The organism is Agromyces sp. ISL-38, from assembly GCF_018613935.1.
Taxonomy (GTDB): Bacteria; Actinomycetota; Actinomycetes; order Actinomycetales; family Microbacteriaceae; genus Agromyces.
In genome coordinates, this window is record NZ_JAGGPF010000010.1 from 171,948 (window position 1) to 193,283 (window position 21,336).

Consider the following 21,336-nt stretch of genomic DNA (forward strand, 5'->3'; position numbering starts at 1 on the left):
GTTCGGGGTGTCGCGGATCACAGCTCGTCCTCCTTCGCGACGCGGCGGAGCTCAGCCCGCGAGAGACCCCAGGACTTGCGGGTCTGGCGAGTCTGCGCGCGCAGCTTCGGGTTGATGATCTCGTCGATCGAGAAGTTGATGAGCGAGAGCGCAGCGCCGAAGAGGGCGATGAGCAGCCCCGGCGGCACGAACCACCACCAGGCCCCGAGCCGGAGTGCGAGTCCGTTCTGCGCGTAGTAGAGCATGGTGCCCCACGTGAACGAACCCGAGGCGCCGAGACCCAGGAAGGAGAGTCCGGCTTCGCCGAGGATCGCGAAGATGACGGCGAAGACCGCTTGCGAGGCGAGCAGCGGCACGAGGTTCGGCAGGATCTCGACGCAGAGGATGCGCCATGGCTTCTCGCCCGACACCCGCGCGGCCGCAACGTAGTCGCGATTGCGCAGGCTGAGCGTGAATCCACGGAGCACCCGGGCCGAGCCCGCCCAGCCGGTGATGGCGAGCACCACCGCGACGAGCAGGAGGCTCTTGTCGGGCACGTAGCTCGAGATGATGATGACGAGCGGGAGCCCGGGGATCACGAGCATGACGTTGCTGATAAGCGAGAACGACTCGTCGATCCAGCCGCCAGCGTAGGCGCCGACGATGCCGAAGAACGCCGAGAGCGCCACGACGAGCACCCCGACGATGAGGCCGATCGTGAGCGAGCCGCGGGTGGCGTGGGCGAGCTGGGCGAGCACGTCCTGGCCGGTCTGGGTCGTGCCGAGCGGGAACTCGGCGCTGGGTGCCGACAAGCCGACGTCGTTCACCGTCGAGGGGTTGCCGACGAGCAGCGGGCCGACGAGCCCGAAGAGCACGATGAGTGCGGCGATGCCGAGTCCGGCGGCGAGCTTCGGGGTCATCTCGGGCATCGAACGCCCGAGGGAGCGCAACCTGGCGGCGCCGCTGACGAGTGCGGGTGCTTCGGTGAGTCCGGTCATGTCGTCCTCCTATGCTCGGGCGCGGGTGCGCGGGTCGATGACGGTGTAGAGCAGGTCGACGAGCAGGTTCGCACCGAGCACCGAGAGGGTGATCACGAGGAAGATGCCCTGCATGAGCGCATAGTCGTTGCTGTTGACGGCCTGGAGGAGCGCCGACCCGATGCCCGGGTACGAGAAGACGGCCTCGGTCACAATCGAACCTGCGACCACGAAGCCGAGCGAGATGGCGAACCCGGCGACGGAGGGCAGGACCGCGTTGCGTGCGGCGTAGTTCGTCATGATGCGGCGGGGCTTCAGGCCCTTCGCCTCTGCGGTCACGATGTAGTCCTCCGACAGGGTCGAGACCATCATGTTGCGCATGCCGAGCATCCAGCCGCCGATCGAAGAGATCACGATTGTCAGCGCCGGCAGGGTGCCGTAGTACATGACGCTGCCGATGAACTCGGGGCTCCAGCCGGGCGAGACCTCCCACACGTCGTACCCGCCGTTCAGGGGGAAGATCTGCCAGATGCTGCCGAAGGCGAACAGGAGGATGAGGGCGAGCCAGAAGTAGGGCACCGATTGGAACATCGTCGTCACCGGCACGACGTTGTCGAGCCAGGAGCCGCGCTTCCAGCCGGCGAGCTGGCCGAGCCCGATGCCGAAGAGGAAGGAGATGACGGTGGAGATGCCGATGAGTCCGATGGTCCACGGCAGGGTCTGGTCGATCACCTGCACGACGGGCGTCGGGAAGTAGGCCACCGACACCCCGAGGTCGCCGCCGAGCACCTGGCCGAGATATTGCCAGTACTGGTCCAAGAGGGGCAGCGAACTGTCGCCGCCGAGGAGGAGCTCGATCGCCCTGCGGGTCTCGGGGGTGACCGGTCCGCGCTGGGCGAGCTTGGAGAGCATGATGTCGACGGGGTTGCCCGGCATCCACCGGGGGATGAAGAAGTTGAGGCTGATCGCAGCCCACAGGGCGATGAGGTAGAAGCCGAGCTTCTGGAGCAGATGGCGCATGAGGCGGAGTCTCTCGGTCGAGTGCGGTCGGGGTGCGGTGCCGCCCGCCCGGTGGACGGGCGGCACCGGTCTTCACCCGGTCGTCACTTCGCCGGCTGCAGTTCCTTGAGGACGATCCCGTTGTCCCAGTTCTTCCACGTGGCGGGCAGCGCGAACTTGTCGTCGTTCGTCGGCCAGCCGGTGGCGCGATCCGTGTTGAACTCGGTGAGCATCGAGTTCACGTAGATCGGGATGTAGGGCAGGTCGCGGGAGATCTCCGCCTGGATGGTCGCATACTGCTCCTTCTGGGCCGCCTCATCGATCGTCACTGCGGCCGCATGGATCGCCTCGTCGACGATGGGGTTCGAGTACCGGGAGCTGTTGCCGGCGCTCGCCGACTCGCCGACGGGGAGGGTCTGGTCGGTCGCGTACCACTTGTTGTAGACGAAGTACGGGTTGTTCGAGGGCTGCAGGCCGATCGAGTCGAGCGAGAGCTGGAACGTGCCCATCATCTGGTTGTTGTTCCACTCGTTCCAGGCGAGCTGCACGGGCTTGAGCTCGATGCCCACCGCTGCAAGCTGCTGCGACATGGCGTCATTCAGCGAGATGTAGTCGCTCCAGCCCGACACCGTCTGCACGGTGAGGCTCAGTCGTTCGCCGTTCTTCTCACGGATTCCATCGGCGCCGGCAACCCAGCCTGCTGCGTCGAGGATCGCGGATGCCTCGTCGACGTCGGCACTCGACGGCGACGTCGCGAGCTCGGGGTCGGTGATCCAGTTGTCGTCGCGGCCGGGGATCACCATCGTCGGGGAGCTCGTGCCGGCGAAGCCGCCGCCCGCGAGCTGGTTGAGCTGGTCGCGGTTGATCGCGTGGTAGATCGCCTGGCGCACGGCTGGGTCGGTCTGCGGGCCGGTGCATCCGAGTTCGGCATTGGAGCACGTGAAGATCGAGGTCGTCAGCGCGGGGGTGTTCACGTAGCTGAGGTTGTCGTGGTCCTTCAAGAGCTGCTCGAGGTCGGGCAGGTACGCGCTCATCCAGTCGACCTTGCCGGCGATGAGCGCGGCCGCCGCGGCATCCGCGGAGTCGAGGGAGACGAAGCGCACCTTGTCGATCGCGGGCTTGCCCTTGTCCCAGTAGTGCTCGTTCTTCTCGAGCAGGTAGCTCTGGGCGGTGAACTCCTTGAGCACGAACGGTCCGGTGCCGACCGCGTCGGAGTTGACCTCGGTGGTGGGGTCGGCGACGTCCTTCCAGATGTGCTCGGGCACGATGCCGCGGTTGCCGAGCACGCTCGGCTCCTGCATGAACGACGGCTCCGGGAAGTGCAGCACGACCGTCGTGTCGTCGATCGCCTCGGCAGTCGCAGCGGACCCCGAGGTGTTCAGTTCGGGTGTCTCGGCGACGAGGTTGAAGGTGAAGGCGACATCCGCCGCGGTGAAGTCCTCGCCATCCGACCACTTGACGCCCTCGCGTGTGGTGATGGTGAGCTCGGTGCCGTCGTCGTTCCACGAGTAGTCGGTCGCGAGGATCGGCGTGGGCTCGGCCTCGGATGCCGCGTTGTACCAGTAGAGCGGCTCGAAGATCACGCCGTTGGTGGAGGGCAGCGCAGTGGGGGAGAACGGGTTGAAGTTCTCGGTGAGCGTGCCGGTGCTTGCGGTGACGGTGATCGAGGTGCCGCCGGCGCCGCTTGCGGCGGGCGAGCAGGCCGAGAGCGCGAGCGCCGCGGTCGCGAGGGAGGCGAGGGCAAGGATCGACCTTGCGCCTCTGCGTGACTTCAGGGACATCGTTGAACCTTTCATCGAAGGGTGTCACGGTGCTGTGACGGTGCGCGGCCGTGAGTGCGAGGCGCTTGGTGCGCGGGTTCGGCAAACCGCTGAGTACTTTCTTAGGCGACTAAAGTATGTGTGTCAAGTAAGTTGCTCGGAGCGCGGAGACCTCGAGGCGGGCCATTCGGCTGGCACGCGAGATCTCAGTCCTTCGAGGCTCGCCGCCCGGGTGGCTGGAGTTCTCGCGCGCGCTGCTCCACACTTGAGTGGCGCGTACGTCGGCCTCGCCTGCTTTCTTTGATGGCTAAATAAAGCAATTTAAGTTAGTATTCCTGATGTGGCAGAGACGATGCGGCGGCGTGGTTCGTCGAAGGGGCGTGCCCTCGACCTGATCAGGTCCCAGGGGCCGATCAGCCGTGTCGAGCTCGCGGAGCTCACGGGGCTCACGCAAGCGACGATCTCCAACCTCGTGCGTGAACTGCTCGCCGACGGCGTCGTCTCCGAGACGGGTCGCGGCGAATCATCGGGTGGCAAGCCGCGCATGCGGCTCGAGATCAACCCGGCCTCGCGCTTCGGTGTCGGCGTCGACCTCGGCGCCGACTCCTCGACCTTCGTCGTGGCCGACCTCGCGGGCACGATCATCGGCAGGCTGGGCATCGACGGGCCGGGAGCCCTCGGCCCAGCCGACTACGTGCGCCGCATGGCCGACGACCTGGCGCATCTCCTCGACGGCCTCGACATCGATCGTTCAGCCGTCGTCGGCCTGGGCATCGCGGCGCCGGGGCCGATCGACCGCGAGGCGGGCGTCATCGTCGGCGCTCCGTCGCTCGCGGCGTGGAGCGAGTTCCCCCTCACCGCTGAGCTCTCGCGACTCACCGGATTCTCGTGCGTGCTCGACAACGACGCCACGGCCGCGGCGCTCGGCGAGTTCTGGCTCGGGGCGACCGAGGTCGGCTCGACGTACGCGTCCGTCTACATGGGCACCGGAATCGGCGCGGGCATCGTGTTCGACGGCACTGTCTATCGCGGCTCGAGGTCGAACGTCGGTGAGCTGGGGCACGTGAGCGTCGACGCCCGTGGCCCCGAATGCCCGTGCGGCAACCGAGGATGCGTCGAGCTCTACGCCGGCCCGCATGCCGTCATCGCCCGCGCGCGCGAAGCCGCGGCGACCGGCGGCATCGACCTCGAGTTCACCGGCGTCGCGGCGACCGACTTCGCGGCGGTCGCCGAAGCGGCGATCACAGGACATGCGCTCGCCCTCGCACTCATCGAGGACTCGGCCGAATACCTCGCCGAGGCCATCGTGTCGCTCGTCAACATCATCGATCTCGACCACCTCGTGCTCGCGGGCAGCGCATTCGAGAAGGTCGGGGCCATCTACGTGCGCACGATCCAGCGCATCGTGGGCGAGCGTGCGCTCTCCCGTCACCTGCAGCAGGTGTCGGTGCGCATGTCGGTCAACGGAACGGATGCCGCGGCGCTCGGTGCAGCCACGATGGTGCTGCAGGAGCAGCTCTCGCCGCGTTCACTGCAATCGGTGACCCTGGCGTGACGACGGGAACGGGCACGGGCGCACGCCTGTCGATCGATGGCGGGCAGAGCGGAATGCGGCTGCGATTCGCGCACGCCGGGCAGCAGCTCGAGGTGGAGACGCCCGGCGTGCTCACCGATCGACCCGTGCTCGAGCAGATCTCCGAGGTCGCCCACGCGTTCGTGCGAGAGCACGCGCTCGAGATCACCGAACTGGCGGTCGGTCTCTCCGGGCTCACGCCCGCGGCCGCCCGGCCGATCCCGCTGCTGGAGTCGGTCGCCGCGCTCGGCGTGCGCCGCGTCGCGGTCGCGCACGACTCGGTGAGCGGATACCTCGCCGCCAACGGCGATGAGCCCGGCGTCGTGCTCGCCATCGGGACCGGCGTCGTCACCCTCGCGGTCACGGCGCGCGGCGCGGCCAAGGTCGACGGTTGGGGTTCGCTGCTCGGCGACGCCGGCAGCGGGTACTGGATCGGCCGAGCCGGGCTCGACGCAGCGCTCCGCAGCTACGACGGCAGGGGCGACGCCACGGTGCTCGCCGCGCTCGCCGTGGAGGCGTTCGGCAAGCTCGACGACCTCTACATGCGGATGCAGGGCGACGATCGCCGAGTGTCGCGCATCGCGTCGTTCGCGAGACCCGTCGTCGAGTCCGCCGAGTCCGGTGACCCTGTTGCGGCCGAGATCGTGACCGGGGCAGCTCGCGAGCTCGCGCATTCCGCCGCTGCAGCACTCGAAGGCGCGGGCCACGCCGACGGCGACGCGATCCGAGTGAGCGCGGTCGGCGGCATCGTCCGGGGCTCGGTGTACCTGCGGGGCGCGCTCGTCGCGGCGCTCGCGGAACGCGGTCGCGGCGAGGGGCTCGCCGCCCCGCTCGGCGCGCCGATCGACGGGGTCGCCCGGCTGCTCGACGTGTCGGCGGGGCATCCGCTCGCCGCGATGGTCAGCACGGCGGCCCAGTGAGCCACCGAGGGCGCTCGTGCCTGCGCCTCAGCGCCCGAGCGCGCGAGCGGCCAGGTCGACGTCGTCGTCGTCGTTCCAGAGGTGGAAGGCGACGCGAGCGCGGCCGGCCCGGCCCGATGCCGTGATGCCGGCAGCGCCGAGGGCGGCGAGCTCGTCGCCGTGCTCGTCGGGCCAGGTGACGATGGCGCTGTCGGATTCCGCGAGCCCGATGCGCTCGCGGAACGCGTTCGCCAGCCCGACATCGTGTCGCCGCACCTCCTCGAGGTCGAGCGACACCGTGAAGCCGAGCGCCGCCTCGGCGCCCGCCCAGGCGTGCCACGCGGGGGAGACGTCGAATCGGCGTGCGTCGGCTGCGAGGTACAGCTCGGGCCCGTAGCACGAGGCCCACGGGTCGTCGCCCGAATACCAGCCGGCGACGTGCGGCCTGAACTCGGCGAGCACGCGATCGGAGACGGCTGCGAACGCGGCTCCGCGCGGAGCGGACAGCCACTTGTACGAGTGGCACACGATGAGATCGGCGCCGAGGCCGGTCGTGGGCATCCAGCCGGTGGCCTGCGTCGTGTCGATGAGGGTGAGCGCCCCGGCCGGTCGGGCGGCGGCGACGACGGATGCCGCGTCGGCGACCTCGCCGGTGGCCGATTGCACGAGCGAGAACGACACGAGCCACGTCTGCGCGGTGACGGCGTCGGCGAGCTCGCGCAGGGGCACGTGCCGCACGCGGAGGTCGCCGCGCGCGAGGAACGGGGCGACGATCGACGAGAAGTCGCCGTCGACGCACAGCACCTCGGCTCCGCTCGGGGCGGATGCCGCGGCGAGCCCCGCGAACACCGAGACCTGCGAGCCCGTGGCGATGCGATCGGGCGTCGTGCCGAGCAGCGTCGCCGCATGTCCGCGGGCGCGTTCGAGCACGGCGGAGTACTCGGCGGCCGTCGCGGCGCCGGTCGACCACCGTTCGAGGTCGCGCCGCACGGCGTCACGGGTGACGTCGGCGGGAAGTCCGAGGGTGCAGGCGGCGAGGTAGCCGCGGCCTGAGGCGAAACGCTGGCGAGCGGGGTGCATGGCACAAGTCTCGGCACCGCAGCATCCATTCGACAAGAACAGGTGAGTGATCGAATGCATGCCGTCGCGTTATGATTCCGGCATGTCCGACGCCTCCGTGGAACACCTTGCCGCCACCCTCGACCTGCAGACCGTGCGGGTCGTGCGCCAGATCGCCGAACACGGATCGCTCACGGCTGCGGCGGCGTCCCTCGGCTACAGCCAGCCCGCCGTGAGCCAGCAGTTGCAGCGTTTCGAGGAGCGCACCGGCATCGCCCTCGTCGAGCGGGTGGGCCGTGGCATCCGCCTCACCGAATCGGGCCGGGTGCTCGCCCGGCACGCGTTCGCCGTCACCACGGCGCTCGAGGCGGCGGCGGGCGAGCTCGCCGAGATCCGCGGACTCCGTGCCGGCCGGGTGCGGCTCGTCGCGTTCCCCTCGGCGTCGGCCACGCTCGTGCCGCGGCTGATCGCGTCGCTGGCGAGCGAGTATCCGGGCGTCGCCGTCACGTATGTCGAGGCGGAGCCGCCCGAGGCGGTCGAAGCGGTGCGCGCCGACCGCGCTGATCTCGCGATCACCTTCAGCTATCCCGGCGATCGCGACGACCCGCACCGGGCGAGCGCGCGAGGCCTCGACGTGCGCGCGTACGGCGATGAGCCGATGCAGCTCGTGCTGCCCGAGGGGCATCCCGCCGCCGAATCCGACGTCATCATGCTCGATCGGCTCGCAGGCGAGCCCTGGATCGCCGGATGCCCCCGCTGCCGCGGCCACTTGCTCGAACTCGCGGGCGCCGCCGGCTTCACGCCGCGGATCGCGTTCGAGACCGACAACTTCGTCGCCGTCGAGGGCATGGTCGCGCAAGGGCTCGGCGTCGCGCTGCTGCCGGCGCTCGCGCTCGAGGCGTCGCCGCGGCATCCGGGCATCGTGACCCGGCCGACCGCGCGAGCCGACGTGCGTTCGCTGCACCTCGTGACCGCTCGCGGCGCAGAGCGGGTGCCCGCGATCGGCGCGACCCTCGCCGCACTGGAGGCGCTCGCGGCCGGCTGAGCCGGGTCGCGCCGAGTGCGCGATTCCCTGAGTGGCGCGCCTCGGTACGATTGAGGCGTATGCCTGAGACAGCTCACCCCACGACCACCGCCACCGGCAGCGACATCCGTGTGCGCTTCTGCCCCTCACCCACCGGCACGCCGCACGTCGGCCTCGTTCGAACGGCCCTCTTCAACTGGGCGTATGCGCGGCACACCGGCGGCACGTTCGTGTTCCGCATCGAAGACACCGACGCGGCTCGCGACAGTGAGGAGAGCTATGAGCAGCTCGTCGACGCGCTCACGTGGCTCGGCCTCGACTGGGACGAGGGCGTCGGCATCGGCGGGCCGCACGCGCCCTATCGGCAGTCGCAGCGCAGCGAGCTCTACGCCGAGATCATCGAGAAGCTGAAGGCCGCCGGCCACCTCTACGAGAGCTACTCCACGGCCGAGGAGATCGACGCGCGAAACGAGGCCGCCGGCCGGCCGAAGCAGCTCGGCTACGACAACTTCGACCGCGACCTCACCGACGAGCAGCGTGCGGCATTCCGTGCCGAGGGCCGGGAGCCTGCGCTCCGCATGCGAGTGCCCGACGTGGAGCTCGCGTTCGACGATCTCGTGCGCGGCCGCATCGACTTCCCGGCCGGCTCGACGACCGACTTCGTGGCCGTGCGTCCGAACGGCGCGCCGCTCTACACGTTCGTGAACCCCGTCGACGATGCGCTCATGGGCATCACGCACGTGCTCCGCGGCGAAGACCTGCTCTCGTCGACGCCGCGCCAGATCACGCTCTACCACGCGCTCATCGACATCGGCGTCGCGCCCTTCGTGCCGCGCTTCGGCCACTTGCCCTACGTGATGGGCGACGGCAACAAGAAGCTCTCGAAGCGCGATCCCGAGTCGAACCTCTTCCACCACCGTGATCGCGGATTCATCCCCGAGGGCCTGCTCAACTACCTCGCCCTGCTCGGCTGGGGCTTCTCTGCCGACCGCGACGTATTCAGCCGCGAGGAGTTCATCGCGAAGTTCGACGTCGCCGACGTGAATCCGAACCCCGCCCGATTCGACCTGAAGAAGGCCGAGGCGATCAACGGCGACCACCTGCGCCGGCTCGACATCGCCGAGTTCGTGACTCGCACGGTGCCGTACCTGCAGGCCGCGGGCGCGGTCTCCACGCCGGTCACCCCGGCAGAGGAGGCGGTGCTCGTCGAGGCGGCACCGCTCGTGCAGGAGCGCATCACCCTGCTCGGTGAGGCTCCCGGCATGCTCGGCTTCCTGTTCACCGATGCCGCGGGCCTCGAGTACGACGAGTCCGCCGTCGCAGCACTCCCGGCCGACACCCAGTCGGTGCTCGCCGCGGCTCGGGTCACCCTCGAGCGGCTGCCCGCCGAGGCGTGGACCCACGAGCAGATCGAGGAGGCGCTGCGCGGCGCCCTCGTCGACGGCCTGGGCCTCAAGCCGCGCGTCGCGTTCGGCCCCGTGCGCACCGCGATCTCGGGTCGTCGCGTCTCGCCGCCGCTCTTCGAGTCGATGCAGATCCTCGGCAAGATCGACTCGCTCGAACGCATCGACCGACTCATGGCGCTGACGGCATGAGCGAAGGGCTCGAGTCGGCGACGGATGCCCCGGCGGGTCCGTCCGACGTCGAGGTCGCCGTCATCGGCGCCGGGCCTGCGGGCCTCTCCGCGGCGCTCAACCTCGTGCGTGCGCGCCGCTCGACCCTGCTCGTCGACAGCAACCGTCCGCGGAACGCCGCGACGCTCGCCTCGCACGGATTCCTCACTCGCGACGGTCTCCCGCCGCTCGAGCTCCGGCGACTCGGGCGCGAGGAGTTCGAGGCATATCCCGCAGCTCGATTCCACGCGGCATCCGTCGACGCCATCGCCCCGCTCGCCGGCGGCGGATTCCGGCTCACGGGCCGCGGCGTGCGCGGTGCCGCCCCCCTCGACGTGACGTCGGCCGCCCTCGTGCTCGCGGCCGGGCTCGTGGAGACGCTGCCCGCCCTGCCGAGCATCCGGGCCTGGTACGGCACGCAACTGCACAGCTGCGTCGAGTGCGACGGCTACGAGAAGTCGGACGCGCCGCTCGTGCTCCTCGGCGAGAGTGACGACCTCGCCGAACGCGCCGTGCTCATCTCGCAGTGGAGCAGCGACCTCCTCGTGTGCACCAACGACGTCGGCACGGTCAGCGACCGCGAGGAGGCAGCACTTGCCGCTCGCGGCATCCGCGTCGACCGAAGGCCCATCACCGACGTCGAGGGCGCCGAAGGGCGCATGACGGGAGTGCGCTTCGCCGACGGCTCGTTCGATGCGCGCACGGGCGGATTCGTGCGACCCGCGTGGCGCGCGGCGATCACCGCGATCAACGGACTCGCGCTCGAGCTCGACCCCGACGGCCTCGTGATCGTCGACGGCAGGGGGCGAACGAACGTGCCGGGCGTCTACGCAGCGGGTGACGTCACGCCGCCCGGACCCGAGCAACTCATCGTCGCGGCGGGCGAGGGCGCCACGGTCGCGGCGACCGTCAACCGCGACCTGCTCGGCCCCCTCTGAGCCTCGCACCGCGGCGCGCGCTCAGTTTGGACCGGGTGCGATCCGTAGGCTAGAGTTGCATGTCGGCGCGGGGCTTCGGTTCCCGCCATTGGGGTATGGTGTAATTGGCAACACGGCGGTTTCTGGTACCGTTGTTCTTGGTTCGAGTCCAGGTACCCCAGCTGGTTCGAAGCGATCGAGGCCCGGAATTCCGGGCCTTTTTTCGTGTCCGCGATCGCCGGCCGTCACGGGCATCGGTGTGGTCGAATCTCAGCGATGGCGACCCCGATGCGACCCTCTCGACAACGTGTCCGCGCTACTGTTGCATAAGACGATGACACGATGTGGAGCATGGGGCCCGCGGCACCGGAGTGCATCGTCATTCGCGGGCGAAGAGGCTTGGGGGTGGTGAGTCCGTTGGTCACCCGGAACATGGTCACCCGCAACAAGCGCAACCGCGACTTCACCGAGAGCCGAACCTTCTCCGGCGTCATCGGTGGATTCATCGGGCTCGTCGTCGCGAGCACCGGGGCCGCGATGCTCGTCGTCGCGGGGATGACCCCTGCGCTCGCGACCGTCGGGCTGGCGACCACCGGCACCATCGGCATGTTCGAGAACCTGCCGAGCTACCTCGAGATCGGCGAGCTCTCGGAGAAGAGCAACATCTACGCCACGACATCCGATGGCACCCCGCTGCTCCTCGCCTCCTTCTACGACCAGAACCGCGTCGAGGTGGGCTGGGACGCCATCAGCCGGTACGTCAAAGACGCCGCCGTCGCCGGCGAGGATCCCCGGTTCTACGAACATGGCGGTGTCGACCTGCAGGGCACGATCCGCGCCGCCCTCACCACCGCAGCCGGCCGGGAGACCCAGGGCGGCTCGTCGATCGCCCAGCAGTACGTGAAGAACGTACGTGTGCAGGAATGCGAGCGGAACGCCGCCGACGAGGAGGAGAAGGCCGGATGCTACGACAAGGTCACCGAGACCTCGATCGACCGCAAGCTCAAGGAGATGCGGCTCGCGATCGGGGTCGAGAAGCGATACAGCAAGAGTGAGATCCTCCTCGGCTACCTGAACATCGCCGGATTCGGTGGAACCGTCTACGGCATCGAAGCGGCGGCGAACTACTACTTCAGCACGAGCGCCGCGAACGTCACCCTCGCGCAAGCCGCGTCACTCATGGCCATCGTGAACAACCCCGTCAAGTTCCAGCTCGACACACCGACCAGCGAGACGAACGGCGCCGCGAACGGCTACGCCGAGAATCTCGCCCGACGCAACTACATCCTCGGCGCGATGCTGAGCGAGAAGAAGATCACGCAGGCCGAGTACGACGAGGCCATCGCCACCCCGGTGCAGCCGGCAATCACGGAGCCGAGCACCGGGTGCCAGACGGCCGGCGGAAGCGCCTACTTCTGCGACTACGTGAAGAACATCCTCCAGCAGGATCCCATCTTCGGCGAAGACGAGGCGACGCGGTTCCTGAACTTCCGCCGCGGAGGGTACGACGTCTACACGACCCTCGACCTCGACCTCCAGATGGCTGCGGAGACCACGATCGGCCAGAACGTGCCGCAGGTCTATCCCGGATGGGATGTCGGCGCGGTGGTCTCGAGCGTCGAGGTCGGCACCGGACGCGTGCTCGCGATGGCGCAGAACAAGACCTACAGCCAAGACCCTGCCGTCCTGGATTCGGGTCCGCAGTTCACGAGCATCAACTACAACACCGACTTCACGAACGGCGGATCCCGCGGATTCCAGCCGGGCTCGTCGTACAAGGTGTTCACCCTCGCGCAATGGCTGAACGAGGGCCATTCCCTCAACCAGCGCGTCGACTCCCGGCCCAAGGCGAACTGGGGCACCTTCCGCGACAGCTGCCTCGGCCCGCAGAACTACGACAGCGAGCACTGGAACCCCAGGAACGACGCCAACGAGTCCGGCGCCAACTACACGGCCCTCGAATCGACGATCCAGTCGATCAACACCGGCTACATCGGCATGGCGAAGCAGCTCGACCTCTGCGGCATCCGCAAGACCGCAGAGGCGTTCGGGATGCACCGAGCCGACGGGGATCCGCTGGTGCAGAGCGCCTCGGCGGTGATCGGCATCAATGAGGTCGCGCCGCTCAGCATGGCGGTCGCCTTCGCCGGCATCTCCAACAACGGTGTCACCTGCAGCCCCATCGCCATCGATCGGATCGTGCGCGACGGCGCAGAGATCCCCGCGCCGAAGTCGACATGCACCCAGTCGGTCTCGCCCGAGGTGGCAGCGGGCATGCACTACGCGTTGACCCGCGTGATGACGAGCGGCACGGCACAGCAGTCGTGGCAGGGCACTTCCCCGCGCGTGCCGCTCATCGGCAAGACCGGCACGACCGACGGCGCGAAGGACACCTGGATGGTCGGGGCGAGCTCCAGGGTCGCGACCGCCGCCGCCGTCGTGAGCGTGAACGGGGAGGCGAACCAGCGCGGGATCTACTTCGACAGCGGGCAGGCCGCCACGGCCAGGCACCGGATGTGGCCGGCGGTGATGTCGGTGGCCGCGGCGAAGTACGGCGGCGCCGGGTTCACGGAGGCGGGGCCGGGGCAGGCCGGGCCGCAAGCGGCCACGCCCGCACCCGACTCGGGGGGCGGCGACACCGGAGGCGAACAGGGCCAGCCCGGCGAGGAGCAGGGCGGGAAGCCGGGAGGCAAGCCCGACAAGCCGGGCTAGCCCCGGCTCAGAAGTCGATCGCGTCGCCGGGCTCGAGCGGAAGGTACTCGCCGCCGCCCTGCTCGGTCGCCCACTTCAGGCGCAGGTTCGCCGTCGACTTGCCGGCGCGCGAGAGCAGCATCTCGTGCGTCGGGAACGCGCGCTTGGGAGCGATCGCGACGACGTAGTCCATCGCCTCGCTGATCTTCATCCACGGCGCATTGGCGTGCACTGCCAGCACGTCGACCTCGACGTCGGGGACGGTGAACGAATCGCCGGCGAAGTAGAGCGAGTCGTTCACGAGCACGCCGACGTTGTCGATGATCGGAATGCTGGGGTGGATCACGGCGTGCGTGCCGCCGAAGAATCGCAAGCGGAACGGCCCGACCTCGACCTCGTCGCCGGCCGCGACCGTCTCGACGGGGAAATCACCTGCCGCCGCCGCGACTCCCGCCGGGCCGAAGATGCGCACCCCTGGGTTCGCCTCGACGATGCGGCTGAGATGCTCGGGCGTCCAGTGGTCGGGGTGCTCGTGGGTGATCACGACGGCGACCGCGCCGCTCGACTCGGTAATGGGCGTCGTATACGACCCGGGGTCGATGTACAGCTTGTGGCCGGAGTCCTCCACGACGAGCGCGGCGTGTTCGAGCTTGGTGAGGCGCATGCCTCGAGCCAACACCGCCTCCCGGTCGATCCGCAAGCCGGTGGACTGCCAGAATCGCAGCATGACCCGACCCCTTCGGCGCCTGCTCGTCGCCGTCAATCCGGCCGCCTCGTTCGGACGCAATCGCGCGGTCGGCCCTGTGGTCGTCGAGCGACTGACGCGAGAGGGATTCGAGGTCGCGATGCTGCGCGAGGCCAACTTCGAGCTCTTGCGGCGTGAGGCCGAGTCGGCGTTCGCACACGGCACCGACGGGCTCATCGTGGTCGGCGGCGACGGCATGGTGTCGCTCGGCGTGAACCTCGTCGCACAGACCGGTGTGCCGCTCGGCGTCGTCGCGGCCGGCACGGGCAACGATCTCGCTCGAGGCTTGGGACTGCCGCACGACGACCCGGCCGAGGCCACCGAGGCCCTGCTGGCCGCGCTCGCACGCCCGCCGGTGGCGATCGACGCGGGAGTCATCCGCCACGGCGAGCTCCGAACCTGGTTCGCGAGCGTCGTCTCGGCCGGGTTCGACGCCCTCGTGAACGAGCGGGCGAATCGGATGTCGCGCCCGCGCGGCGCGAGCCGATACACGATCGCCCTCGTGCGCGAGCTCGCCACCTTCCGGCCGCGCACCTACACGCTCACGATCGACGGAGTGACCCGCACGCAGCGCGCCATGCTCGTCTCGGTCGCGAACAACTCGTCGCTGGGCGGCGGCATGCGCATCGTGCCGCACGCCGATCTCACCGATGGGCTCCTCGACGTGTTCATCGTGCATCCGCTCTCGCGGGCGGGGCTCATCGCCGTCTTCCCGAAGGTCTTCGCGGGTCGGCACACCGATCATCCGGCCGTCGAGTTCGTGCACGCGAAGCATGTGCGAATCGAGGCCGACGACATCATCGCGTACGCCGACGGTGAGCGCATCGGGCCGCTTCCGATCGACATCGACATCGTTCCGGGGGCCGTCTCGATCTTCAGGTGAGGCCGGCGGATGCCGCGCCCGCACCGATTTTGCGGCGGCCCGGCGGCTGTGTCATACTCTTCAAGTTGTCAATTCGGCCCCATCGTTTAGCGGCCTAGGACACCGCCCTCTCACGGCGGCAGCGCGGGTTCAAATCCCGCTGGGGTCACGCTGAGTTGTCAGACAACGCCACGAATGCCCTCGCCTTTCGCGAGGGCATTCGGCATTTCCGGGCCGTATCGGTCGGCCGACGCCATCGAGCTGCCCGGCCGGCAGTTGCAGCGAGCCGTGCCCGAGCGGAGGCCGCACCGCGATGATGCAAGCATCCGGGGTTCGAATCTCGGTGGTCGTGTCGGCTAGACTCGTGCGAGCGAAGGGGAGTATCCCGCGAGGCATCCGTCTCGATTCACGATTCGTCAATACGAGCGCCGTCGCAGCCGCTCCGGTCGTGGAGGCTGCACGTGCAGCGCAGGGAGAGACTTTCGGATTCCGCCGTCCCCGAATCCCCGAAAGGCCCCTCGTGCAACTCGACCTCCCCATCTGGTTCGAAATCGGATCGCTCGTCGTCCTGACGCTCATCCTCGTCGGCGACCTACTCCTCGTGCTCAAGCGGCCGCATGTGCCCTCGATGCGTGAGTCGAGCCTCTGGGTGGTGTTCTACGTCGCGCTCGCGCTCGTCTTCGCCGGGCTCATGTTCGTGCTGGGCGACGCCGAGCACGCAGGGCAGTTCCTCGCCGGCTGGCTGACCGAGTACAGCCTGTCGATCGACAACCTGTTCGTCTTCGTCATCATCATGGCGAGGTTCTCGGTGCCCCGGAAGTACCAGCAGGAGGTGCTCATGGTGGGCATCATCATCGCGCTCGTCCTCCGCGGCATCTTCATCCTGCTCGGCGCCGCGCTCATCGAGAACTTCTCGTGGATCTTCTACATCTTCGGTGCCTTCCTCGTCTGGACGGCCATCCAGCAGGTTCGCGACAGCCACGAAGACGAAGAATCCGAGACGTTCGTGGTCCGGATGCTGCGCACGCGAGTACGCCTCACCGACGAGTACGACGGCGTGAAGCTGCGCACCGTCATCGACGGCAGGAAGTTCTTCACGCCGATGCTCATCGTCTTCGTCGCGATCGGCACGACCGACCTGCTCTTCGCGCTCGACTCGATCCCGGCCATCTTCGGCATCACGCAGAGCCCGTTCATCGTGTTCACCGCGAACCTCTTCGCACTCATGGGCCTGCGCCAGCTCTACTTCCTCCTCGGCGGACTGCTCGAGCGCCTCGAGTACCTGAAGTACGGCATCGCGTTCATCCTCGCCTTCATCGGCGTGAAGCTCGTGCTGCACGCCATGCACGGCAACGAGCTCCCGTTCATCAACGGCGGCGAGCACATCGAGTGGGCGCCCGAGATCTCGACCTGGACGTCGCTCATCGTGATCGTGGCGGCGATGGCCGTCGCGACGGTGGCAAGCCTCGTGAAGGCACGCATCGACGCGCAGCAGCGCGGCCACAAGCTCATGGACGAAGTGCCGCATTTCACCGAGGATTCGCACCACCGCTAGCGGTGACGTATCCACACGGGTTCGGCACGATGACGCGGGAGTTGCTAGCGTGGGTGGGCGGCGCCCACGGGGGGTGCTCGGGCCGGCGCCCGGAAGAGAGCTGTTTCGAGGAGAATCGTGTCGGGTGATGGCGAGGGCGTCGTCGCGCTGCCGCGTGGATCAGCGCTCATCGCGCACAGCGCACGCACCGACGTCGGGCGAGTTCGCACGGTCAACGAGGACTCGTTCCTCGCCGAGGCGCCCGTCTACCTCGTCGCCGACGGCATGGGCGGCCATGCCCGGGGGGATGCCGCGAGCCGTGCGGTGATCGAGACCTTCCGCCGTCACCTCGAATCCGGAAAGCCGTCGTCTCCCGAGCAGGTGCTCGACGCGATCCACAGTTCGAACGAGGCCGTGCGGGCACTCAGCGAGGCCGGCGAAGAGGGCACCGCGGTCGCCGGCACGACGCTCGCGGGAGTCGCCCTCGTCGACGCCGGCGACGGAGCCGGATTCCACTGGATGGTCTTCAACATCGGCGACTCGCGGGTCTACGCTTGGGACGGCCGCAGCCTCGAGCAGTTGAGTGTCGACCACTCCGCGGTGCAGGAGCTCGTCGACGCGGGTCTCATCCAGGCCGACGAGGCCGAGCGGCATCCAGAGCGCAATGTCATCACCCGGGCCATCGGCGCGGACGATTTCGTCGACCCCGATGTCTGGCTGATCCCCGCGGTCGGACGCCAGGTCTTCCTGATCTGCTCCGACGGTCTCTCGAAAGAGGTCGACGACGACGGGATGGCCCGAATCCTCGTCGGAGACACCGGCCACGCGGCCGGACTCGCCGGCGAGCTCGTCGATGCGGCGCTCGCACACGGCGGGCGCGACAACGTGACGGCGATCGTCGTCGAATCCGAGCTCGGTACGGCCGGCGACGACGACGAGACCACGCGAGATCGTCGAGGCCGACTCTCGCACGCCGCAGAAGACACGAGGCCGCGCACATCTGGAGGCGACAATGGCGACGTATCGGCATGACCCCGACGCCGCGTGGTTCGCGGCGGTTCGCGGTGGAGTGATCCTCGTCGTTCCCGCAGAGGCGGCCGATGAGCTCGCCACGCTCTGGAGCGACTTCGCTTCGGGAGACCCGACCTCTCGCGTGCTCGACCGACTGACCGCACAGGGGCTCGGGGCCACCCCGTCGTTCGCCCTGGTCGTCCGCGACGAGGGCGCGGGCTCGGCCCGAGTCGTGGTGCGAGGCCCGATCGTCGTGCGTTCGGGTTCGACCGCGATCGGCGGTGCAGGCGTCTCGACGTGGACCGAACGGGTGATCGAGGGCTCCGGCGCGCTCTCCGTCGAGGTCGATGGTGCCGACCGCCATTCCAGCGCGGCGCTCCCGGTCGTCGAGGCGATCGTGCCGGCGATCTCGGTGACCTCCGAGGGGATCGAGCCGGTCGCTGCGGTTGCTGCCGGGGCCGGCGTCGCCCCCGCGACGGCTCCCACGCCGGCCGCCGCCCCGACGCCCATCGCGATGCGGCCGCCACCCGCTTCGTCGGCAGCATCGACCGTCGCCGAGCAGACGGTGGCGAAGCCGTCGGAGCACGCGGCTTCACCGACACCGTCGCTGCCCGCAGAGCAGACCATGGTGTCGATCGAGGAGACGGTCGCCGGGGTCTCGACGCCGGCGACACCGATCTCGGCGATCGTTCCCCCCGTCGGCTTCGCCTCGGGCTCGGCGGCCGGCGATTCCGGTGCCGATCCCGAGTTCGACGGCGATCACGACGGCATGACCGTCGCAAGCGTCGACATCCGCCGGCTCCGAGAGCAGCGCGCCGCGCAGGCAGGCGTGGCGACACCGGCGGGCGGCGTCGCCGCCGCATCCGTCACTCCGAATGCAAGCCTCCGCATGCCCGACGGCACCCTCGAGCCGATCGGGCACGAGGTCGTGCTCGGGCGTGCGCCCAGTGTCAGCAAGGTGTCGGGAGGCCGCATTCCGCGGCTGCTCACGATCGGTGCGGGCGACCCCGACATCTCACGCAGCCACGTTCGCCTCACACTCGAGGGCGACACGGTCGTGATCACCGACCTGCATTCGCGCAATGGCACGCATGTGGTGGCACCGGGCAAAGCTCCCGTGAAGCTGCGCTCGGGCGAGCCGACCCCGGTGCTCACCGGCACGGTCGTCGACCTCGGCGGCGGCTGGACCGTCCAGGTGGTGGGCGGTTGATGCGCCGCGCGCCGTCGATACCGCCCGAACTCCCGGGTTACACCTCGCTCGGCCTGCTCGGATCGGGCGGCTTCGCCGACGTCTTCCTCTACGAGCAGAGGTTGCCCCGCCGCAAGGTGGCCGTCAAGGTGCTGCTCACCGAAGAACTCGGGCGCGACACGAGAACCCAGTTCGTCGCCGAGGCGAACCTCATGGCGCAGCTGTCGGCGCACCCCTTCATCGTCACGATCTTCCACGCGGATGTCTCGGCCGACGGCCGTCCATACTTCGTCATGGAGTACTGCTCCGGCCCGAGTCTCGCCGAACGGTACAAGCGCGAACGGTTCGCCGTCGAAGACGGACTGCGCACCGGCATCCGGCTGGCAGGCGCCATCGCCACCGCGCACGGCGCCGGAATCCTGCACCGCGACATCAAGCCGGCGAACGTGCTCACGAACGACTACGGCTGGCCCGCCCTCACCGACTTCGGCATCTCCTCGAATCTCGAGGGTGAGCTGCCGGTTCACACGATCACGGCGGCCCCCGACGGCTCGTCGACGGGGTCGGCACAGTCGGCGGTGGGCATGAGCGTGCCCTGGTCGCCGCCCGAGATGTTCGAAGACGACCCCAAGCCCGACACGCGCAGCGACGTCTTCTCGCTCGCCGCGACGGTGTACACCCTGCTCGCAGGGCGTACCCCGTTCGAGATCCCGGGGCGGTCGAACGGCTCGCTCGACCTCATCGGGCGCATCGAACGTGGCGCCATCACGCCGATCGACCGAGACGACGTGCCGCGCAGCCTCAAGACCGTGCTCGCGAAGGGCATGGCCACTCGACGCGACGAGCGCTACCCGAGCGCCGTCGAGTTCGCACGCGCCCTTCAGCGGGTCGAGCTCGAGCTCGGCTACGCGGCGACGAACATCGAGGTGCCGAACCTGGCTTCGGTCCGGGCAGAAGCCGACGAGACCGATGAAGCGGATGCCACGCGCGCTCGCTCCGTTCGCACTGTCGAAGCCCAGTCGCCGCGACCGGTGGTGGCGGCGGCTCCCGACGACGATGACGCCACCCGGGCGCGTTCGCCTCAGCGGGTCGACCCGCAGCCGCGGGTTCCCACGGCCCCGTCATTCCCCGTGGCAGCACCCGTCGACGACCACACGGTCGTGCGCACTCGTGGGTCCGCGGCATCCGCACCCGCTCATGACCGCTCGCCGGCCGCGGCGCCTGCCGGAACGAGCACGGCGCTCGCCGATGCGACGGTCGTGCGAGCGCCGAACGCGGTGAAGGCCGATGCCGCGGGGTCACCCGCCGACACGAAGGCGACGTCACGTCGGCCGAGCATCGGTGCCGTCGTCGGTGTCGCCGCCGGCCTCGTCGTGCTCGTCGTCGTCGGCATCGCCATCGCACTCTCCGGCACGCTCTCGATGCCCGAACCGCCGGCGACGCCGACCGGCGAGCCCGACGACGCCGTGGTGGCCGCCACCGTGCCGGCGCCGACCGTCTCGCCGGGCGTGCCGAGCGCCGACGGCACCTCCGTCGAGTTCGCGGTCTCGCACGAACCCGTCGAGAGCGGAGACGTCTACCGCTGGAAGCGCGCCGACGGCAGCGGGAACGCGCAAGTGACCGAGGGGCCGACCATCACGGTCAGCGGGGCGACGCCGGGAGTGCCGCTCTGTATCGACGTGCAGGTGCAACGAGGCAGCAAGACCTCGGAGCCTCAGCGGGGGTGCACACCGTGAGACCGCTGCGGGTCGAGTACTGCGGGGAGTGGTACACCGTCGAAGCCGGGGAGCCCTTCACGATCGGCCGGGAATCCGACCTCACGATCGATGACAACCCCTACCTCCACCGCACGTTCCTGACCCTCTCGGCCGAATACGGCCTGTGGTGGCTCTCGAACGTCGGCCAGTTGCTCTCGGCCACGGTCTCCGATGCGACCGGCAGCGTGCAGGCGTGGGTGGCGCCCGGGGCGAAACTGCCGCTCGTGTTCCAGGCGGTGCACGTCATGTTCAGTGCCGGGGCGACGACCTACGACTTCACGGTGCACGCCGAGGAGGACTTCTACAACACCTCGCTCACGGCCAGGCCGGTCGACGGCGGCACCACGGTGCTGCCGGTCACGCTCACGAGCAGCCAGCGGCTGCTCGTGGTCGCGCTTGCGGAGAACCTGCTCTCGCAGCATTCCGCGGGCAGGGCGTCGGTGCCGACCTCGGCCGAGGCGGCGGCCCGTCTCGGCTGGAGCATGACGACGTTCAATCGCAAGCTCGACAACGTCTGCGAGAAGCTCGACAAGATCGGCGTCAACGGCCTCCGCGGCGGTCGGGGCAAGCTCGCCACGAATCGGCGCGCGCGGCTCGTGGAGTATGCGGTGGCGACGCGGCTCGTGAGCGTCGACGACCTCGCCCTGCTCGATGCAGCGGCGGCGGCCGCGGCTGAATCCGCCGCTCCGTGATGCGCGCGCGGTGACGCGTCGCCGTTCAACCCAGTTCTCGGACGGGAGGGGAGTC

General features: G+C 69.2%; 17 protein-coding genes and 2 tRNA genes. 14 read left to right on the plus strand and 5 right to left on the minus strand.

The window, feature by feature from the left end; translation table 11 throughout:
* Positions 1–17: 17 nt before the first annotated feature.
* The 3 genes from J7E25_RS11100 to J7E25_RS11110 all read right to left on the minus strand — a co-directional run bounded on the left by J7E25_RS11100 (position 18) and on the right by J7E25_RS11110 (position 3,736).
* Positions 18–977 carry an ABC transporter permease gene (locus J7E25_RS11100; protein WP_214870214.1) on the minus strand — a complete coding sequence of 320 codons (960 nt, stop codon included), beginning with the start codon at positions 975–977 and terminating at the stop codon, positions 18–20.
* 9 nt (positions 978–986) lie between these two features.
* Complete coding sequence (locus J7E25_RS11105; protein WP_214870215.1) at positions 987–1,976, minus strand: ABC transporter permease; 990 nt, start codon at positions 1,974–1,976, stop codon at positions 987–989.
* A gap of 83 nt (positions 1,977–2,059) precedes the next feature.
* A complete protein-coding gene (locus tag J7E25_RS11110) occupies positions 2,060–3,736 on the minus strand; it encodes an ABC transporter substrate-binding protein (protein ID WP_214870216.1) in 1,677 nt (558 codons plus the stop codon).
* 319 nt (positions 3,737–4,055) lie between these two features.
* Here J7E25_RS11110 and J7E25_RS11115 point away from each other — a divergent pair, with 319 nt between their 5' ends.
* A complete protein-coding gene (locus J7E25_RS11115) occupies positions 4,056–5,270 on the plus strand; it encodes an ROK family transcriptional regulator (RefSeq protein WP_214870217.1) in 1,215 nt (404 codons plus the stop codon).
* Positions 5,267–6,208, plus strand: coding sequence for a BadF/BadG/BcrA/BcrD ATPase family protein (locus J7E25_RS11120; protein ID WP_214870218.1), 942 nt, complete (start codon positions 5,267–5,269; stop codon positions 6,206–6,208). The genes J7E25_RS11115 and J7E25_RS11120 overlap by 4 nt, the downstream gene beginning before the upstream one ends.
* A 27-nt stretch (positions 6,209–6,235) precedes the next feature.
* Here the strand turns inward: J7E25_RS11120 and J7E25_RS11125 are convergent, their stop codons facing one another.
* Positions 6,236–7,267 carry an aminotransferase class V-fold PLP-dependent enzyme gene (locus J7E25_RS11125; RefSeq protein WP_214870219.1) on the minus strand — a complete coding sequence of 344 codons (1,032 nt, stop codon included), beginning with the start codon at positions 7,265–7,267 and terminating at the stop codon, positions 6,236–6,238.
* 82 nt (positions 7,268–7,349) lie between these two features.
* Between J7E25_RS11125 and J7E25_RS11130 the strand changes: the two genes are divergently transcribed.
* The 5 genes from J7E25_RS11130 (at position 7,350) to J7E25_RS11150 (ending at position 13,512) form a co-directional block, all read left to right on the plus strand.
* Positions 7,350–8,291 (plus strand): LysR family transcriptional regulator, encoded by a 942-nt coding sequence (locus J7E25_RS11130; RefSeq protein ID WP_215005130.1) that lies wholly within the window; start codon positions 7,350–7,352, stop codon positions 8,289–8,291.
* 59 nt (positions 8,292–8,350) lie between these two features.
* Positions 8,351–9,865 (plus strand): glutamate--tRNA ligase, encoded by a 1,515-nt coding sequence (gltX, locus tag J7E25_RS11135; RefSeq protein WP_214870221.1) that lies wholly within the window; start codon positions 8,351–8,353, stop codon positions 9,863–9,865.
* Positions 9,862–10,821, plus strand: coding sequence for an NAD(P)/FAD-dependent oxidoreductase (locus J7E25_RS11140; protein WP_214870222.1), 960 nt, complete (start codon positions 9,862–9,864; stop codon positions 10,819–10,821). The genes gltX and J7E25_RS11140 overlap by 4 nt, the downstream gene beginning before the upstream one ends.
* A gap of 89 nt (positions 10,822–10,910) precedes the next feature.
* Positions 10,911–10,982 (plus strand) — tRNA-Gln (locus J7E25_RS11145).
* A 223-nt stretch (positions 10,983–11,205) separates the two neighbouring features.
* Complete coding sequence (locus J7E25_RS11150) at positions 11,206–13,512, plus strand: transglycosylase domain-containing protein (RefSeq protein WP_214870223.1); 2,307 nt, start codon at positions 11,206–11,208, stop codon at positions 13,510–13,512.
* Between the two features lie 7 nt (positions 13,513–13,519).
* Here the strand turns inward: J7E25_RS11150 and J7E25_RS11155 are convergent, their stop codons facing one another.
* A complete protein-coding gene (locus J7E25_RS11155) occupies positions 13,520–14,155 on the minus strand; it encodes an MBL fold metallo-hydrolase (protein WP_214870598.1) in 636 nt (211 codons plus the stop codon).
* A gap of 61 nt (positions 14,156–14,216) precedes the next feature.
* Here J7E25_RS11155 and J7E25_RS11160 point away from each other — a divergent pair, with 61 nt between their 5' ends.
* The 7 genes from J7E25_RS11160 to J7E25_RS11190 all read left to right on the plus strand — a co-directional run bounded on the left by J7E25_RS11160 (position 14,217) and on the right by J7E25_RS11190 (position 21,281).
* The gene (locus J7E25_RS11160; RefSeq protein WP_214870224.1) at positions 14,217–15,119 is read left to right on the plus strand and encodes a diacylglycerol kinase family protein; all 903 of its coding nucleotides are present in this window, start codon (positions 14,217–14,219) and stop codon (positions 15,117–15,119) included.
* A 75-nt stretch (positions 15,120–15,194) separates the two neighbouring features.
* Positions 15,195–15,267: transfer RNA gene (locus J7E25_RS11165), tRNA-Glu, on the plus strand.
* Between the two features lie 351 nt (positions 15,268–15,618).
* Positions 15,619–16,653: a TerC family protein gene (locus tag J7E25_RS11170; protein WP_214870225.1), complete on the plus strand. Its 1,035-nt coding sequence runs from the start codon at positions 15,619–15,621 to the stop codon at positions 16,651–16,653.
* A 117-nt stretch (positions 16,654–16,770) separates the two neighbouring features.
* Positions 16,771–17,664, plus strand: a complete 894-nt coding sequence (locus J7E25_RS11175; RefSeq protein WP_215005116.1) for a PP2C family serine/threonine-protein phosphatase — start codon at positions 16,771–16,773, stop codon at positions 17,662–17,664.
* Positions 17,645–18,853 (plus strand): FHA domain-containing protein, encoded by a 1,209-nt coding sequence (locus J7E25_RS11180; RefSeq protein ID WP_214870226.1) that lies wholly within the window; start codon positions 17,645–17,647, stop codon positions 18,851–18,853. Before J7E25_RS11175 ends, J7E25_RS11180 begins: the two co-directional genes overlap by 20 nt.
* Positions 18,853–20,568, plus strand: a complete 1,716-nt coding sequence (locus tag J7E25_RS11185) for a serine/threonine-protein kinase (RefSeq protein ID WP_214870600.1) — start codon at positions 18,853–18,855, stop codon at positions 20,566–20,568. The genes J7E25_RS11180 and J7E25_RS11185 overlap by 1 nt, the downstream gene beginning before the upstream one ends.
* On the plus strand, positions 20,565–21,281 hold the full coding sequence (locus J7E25_RS11190; RefSeq protein WP_214870601.1) for a hypothetical protein: 717 nt from the start codon (positions 20,565–20,567) through the stop codon (positions 21,279–21,281). The genes J7E25_RS11185 and J7E25_RS11190 overlap by 4 nt, the downstream gene beginning before the upstream one ends.
* The last annotated feature ends 55 nt before the right edge of the window (positions 21,282–21,336 follow it).

Excerpts from the sequence above, each read along its gene's own strand:
- J7E25_RS11100 (WP_214870214.1), bottom strand. The coding sequence starts at position 977 with ATGACCGGACTCACCGAAGCACCCGCACTCGTCAGCGGCGCCGCCAGG.
- J7E25_RS11105 (WP_214870215.1), bottom strand. The coding sequence starts at position 1,976 with ATGCGCCATCTGCTCCAGAAGCTCGGCTTCTACCTCATCGCCCTGTGG.
- J7E25_RS11110 (WP_214870216.1), bottom strand. The coding sequence starts at position 3,736 with ATGTCCCTGAAGTCACGCAGAGGCGCAAGGTCGATCCTTGCCCTCGCC.
- J7E25_RS11125 (WP_214870219.1), bottom strand. The coding sequence starts at position 7,267 with ATGCACCCCGCTCGCCAGCGTTTCGCCTCAGGCCGCGGCTACCTCGCC.
- J7E25_RS11130 (WP_215005130.1), top strand. The coding sequence starts at position 7,350 with ATGTCCGACGCCTCCGTGGAACACCTTGCCGCCACCCTCGACCTGCAG.
- gltX (WP_214870221.1), top strand. The coding sequence starts at position 8,351 with ATGCCTGAGACAGCTCACCCCACGACCACCGCCACCGGCAGCGACATC.
- J7E25_RS11140 (WP_214870222.1), top strand. The coding sequence starts at position 9,862 with ATGAGCGAAGGGCTCGAGTCGGCGACGGATGCCCCGGCGGGTCCGTCC.
- J7E25_RS11155 (WP_214870598.1), bottom strand. The coding sequence starts at position 14,155 with ATGCGCCTCACCAAGCTCGAACACGCCGCGCTCGTCGTGGAGGACTCC.
- J7E25_RS11160 (WP_214870224.1), top strand. The coding sequence starts at position 14,217 with ATGACCCGACCCCTTCGGCGCCTGCTCGTCGCCGTCAATCCGGCCGCC.
- J7E25_RS11180 (WP_214870226.1), top strand. The coding sequence starts at position 17,645 with ATGGCGACGTATCGGCATGACCCCGACGCCGCGTGGTTCGCGGCGGTT.
- J7E25_RS11185 (WP_214870600.1), top strand. The coding sequence starts at position 18,853 with ATGCGCCGCGCGCCGTCGATACCGCCCGAACTCCCGGGTTACACCTCG.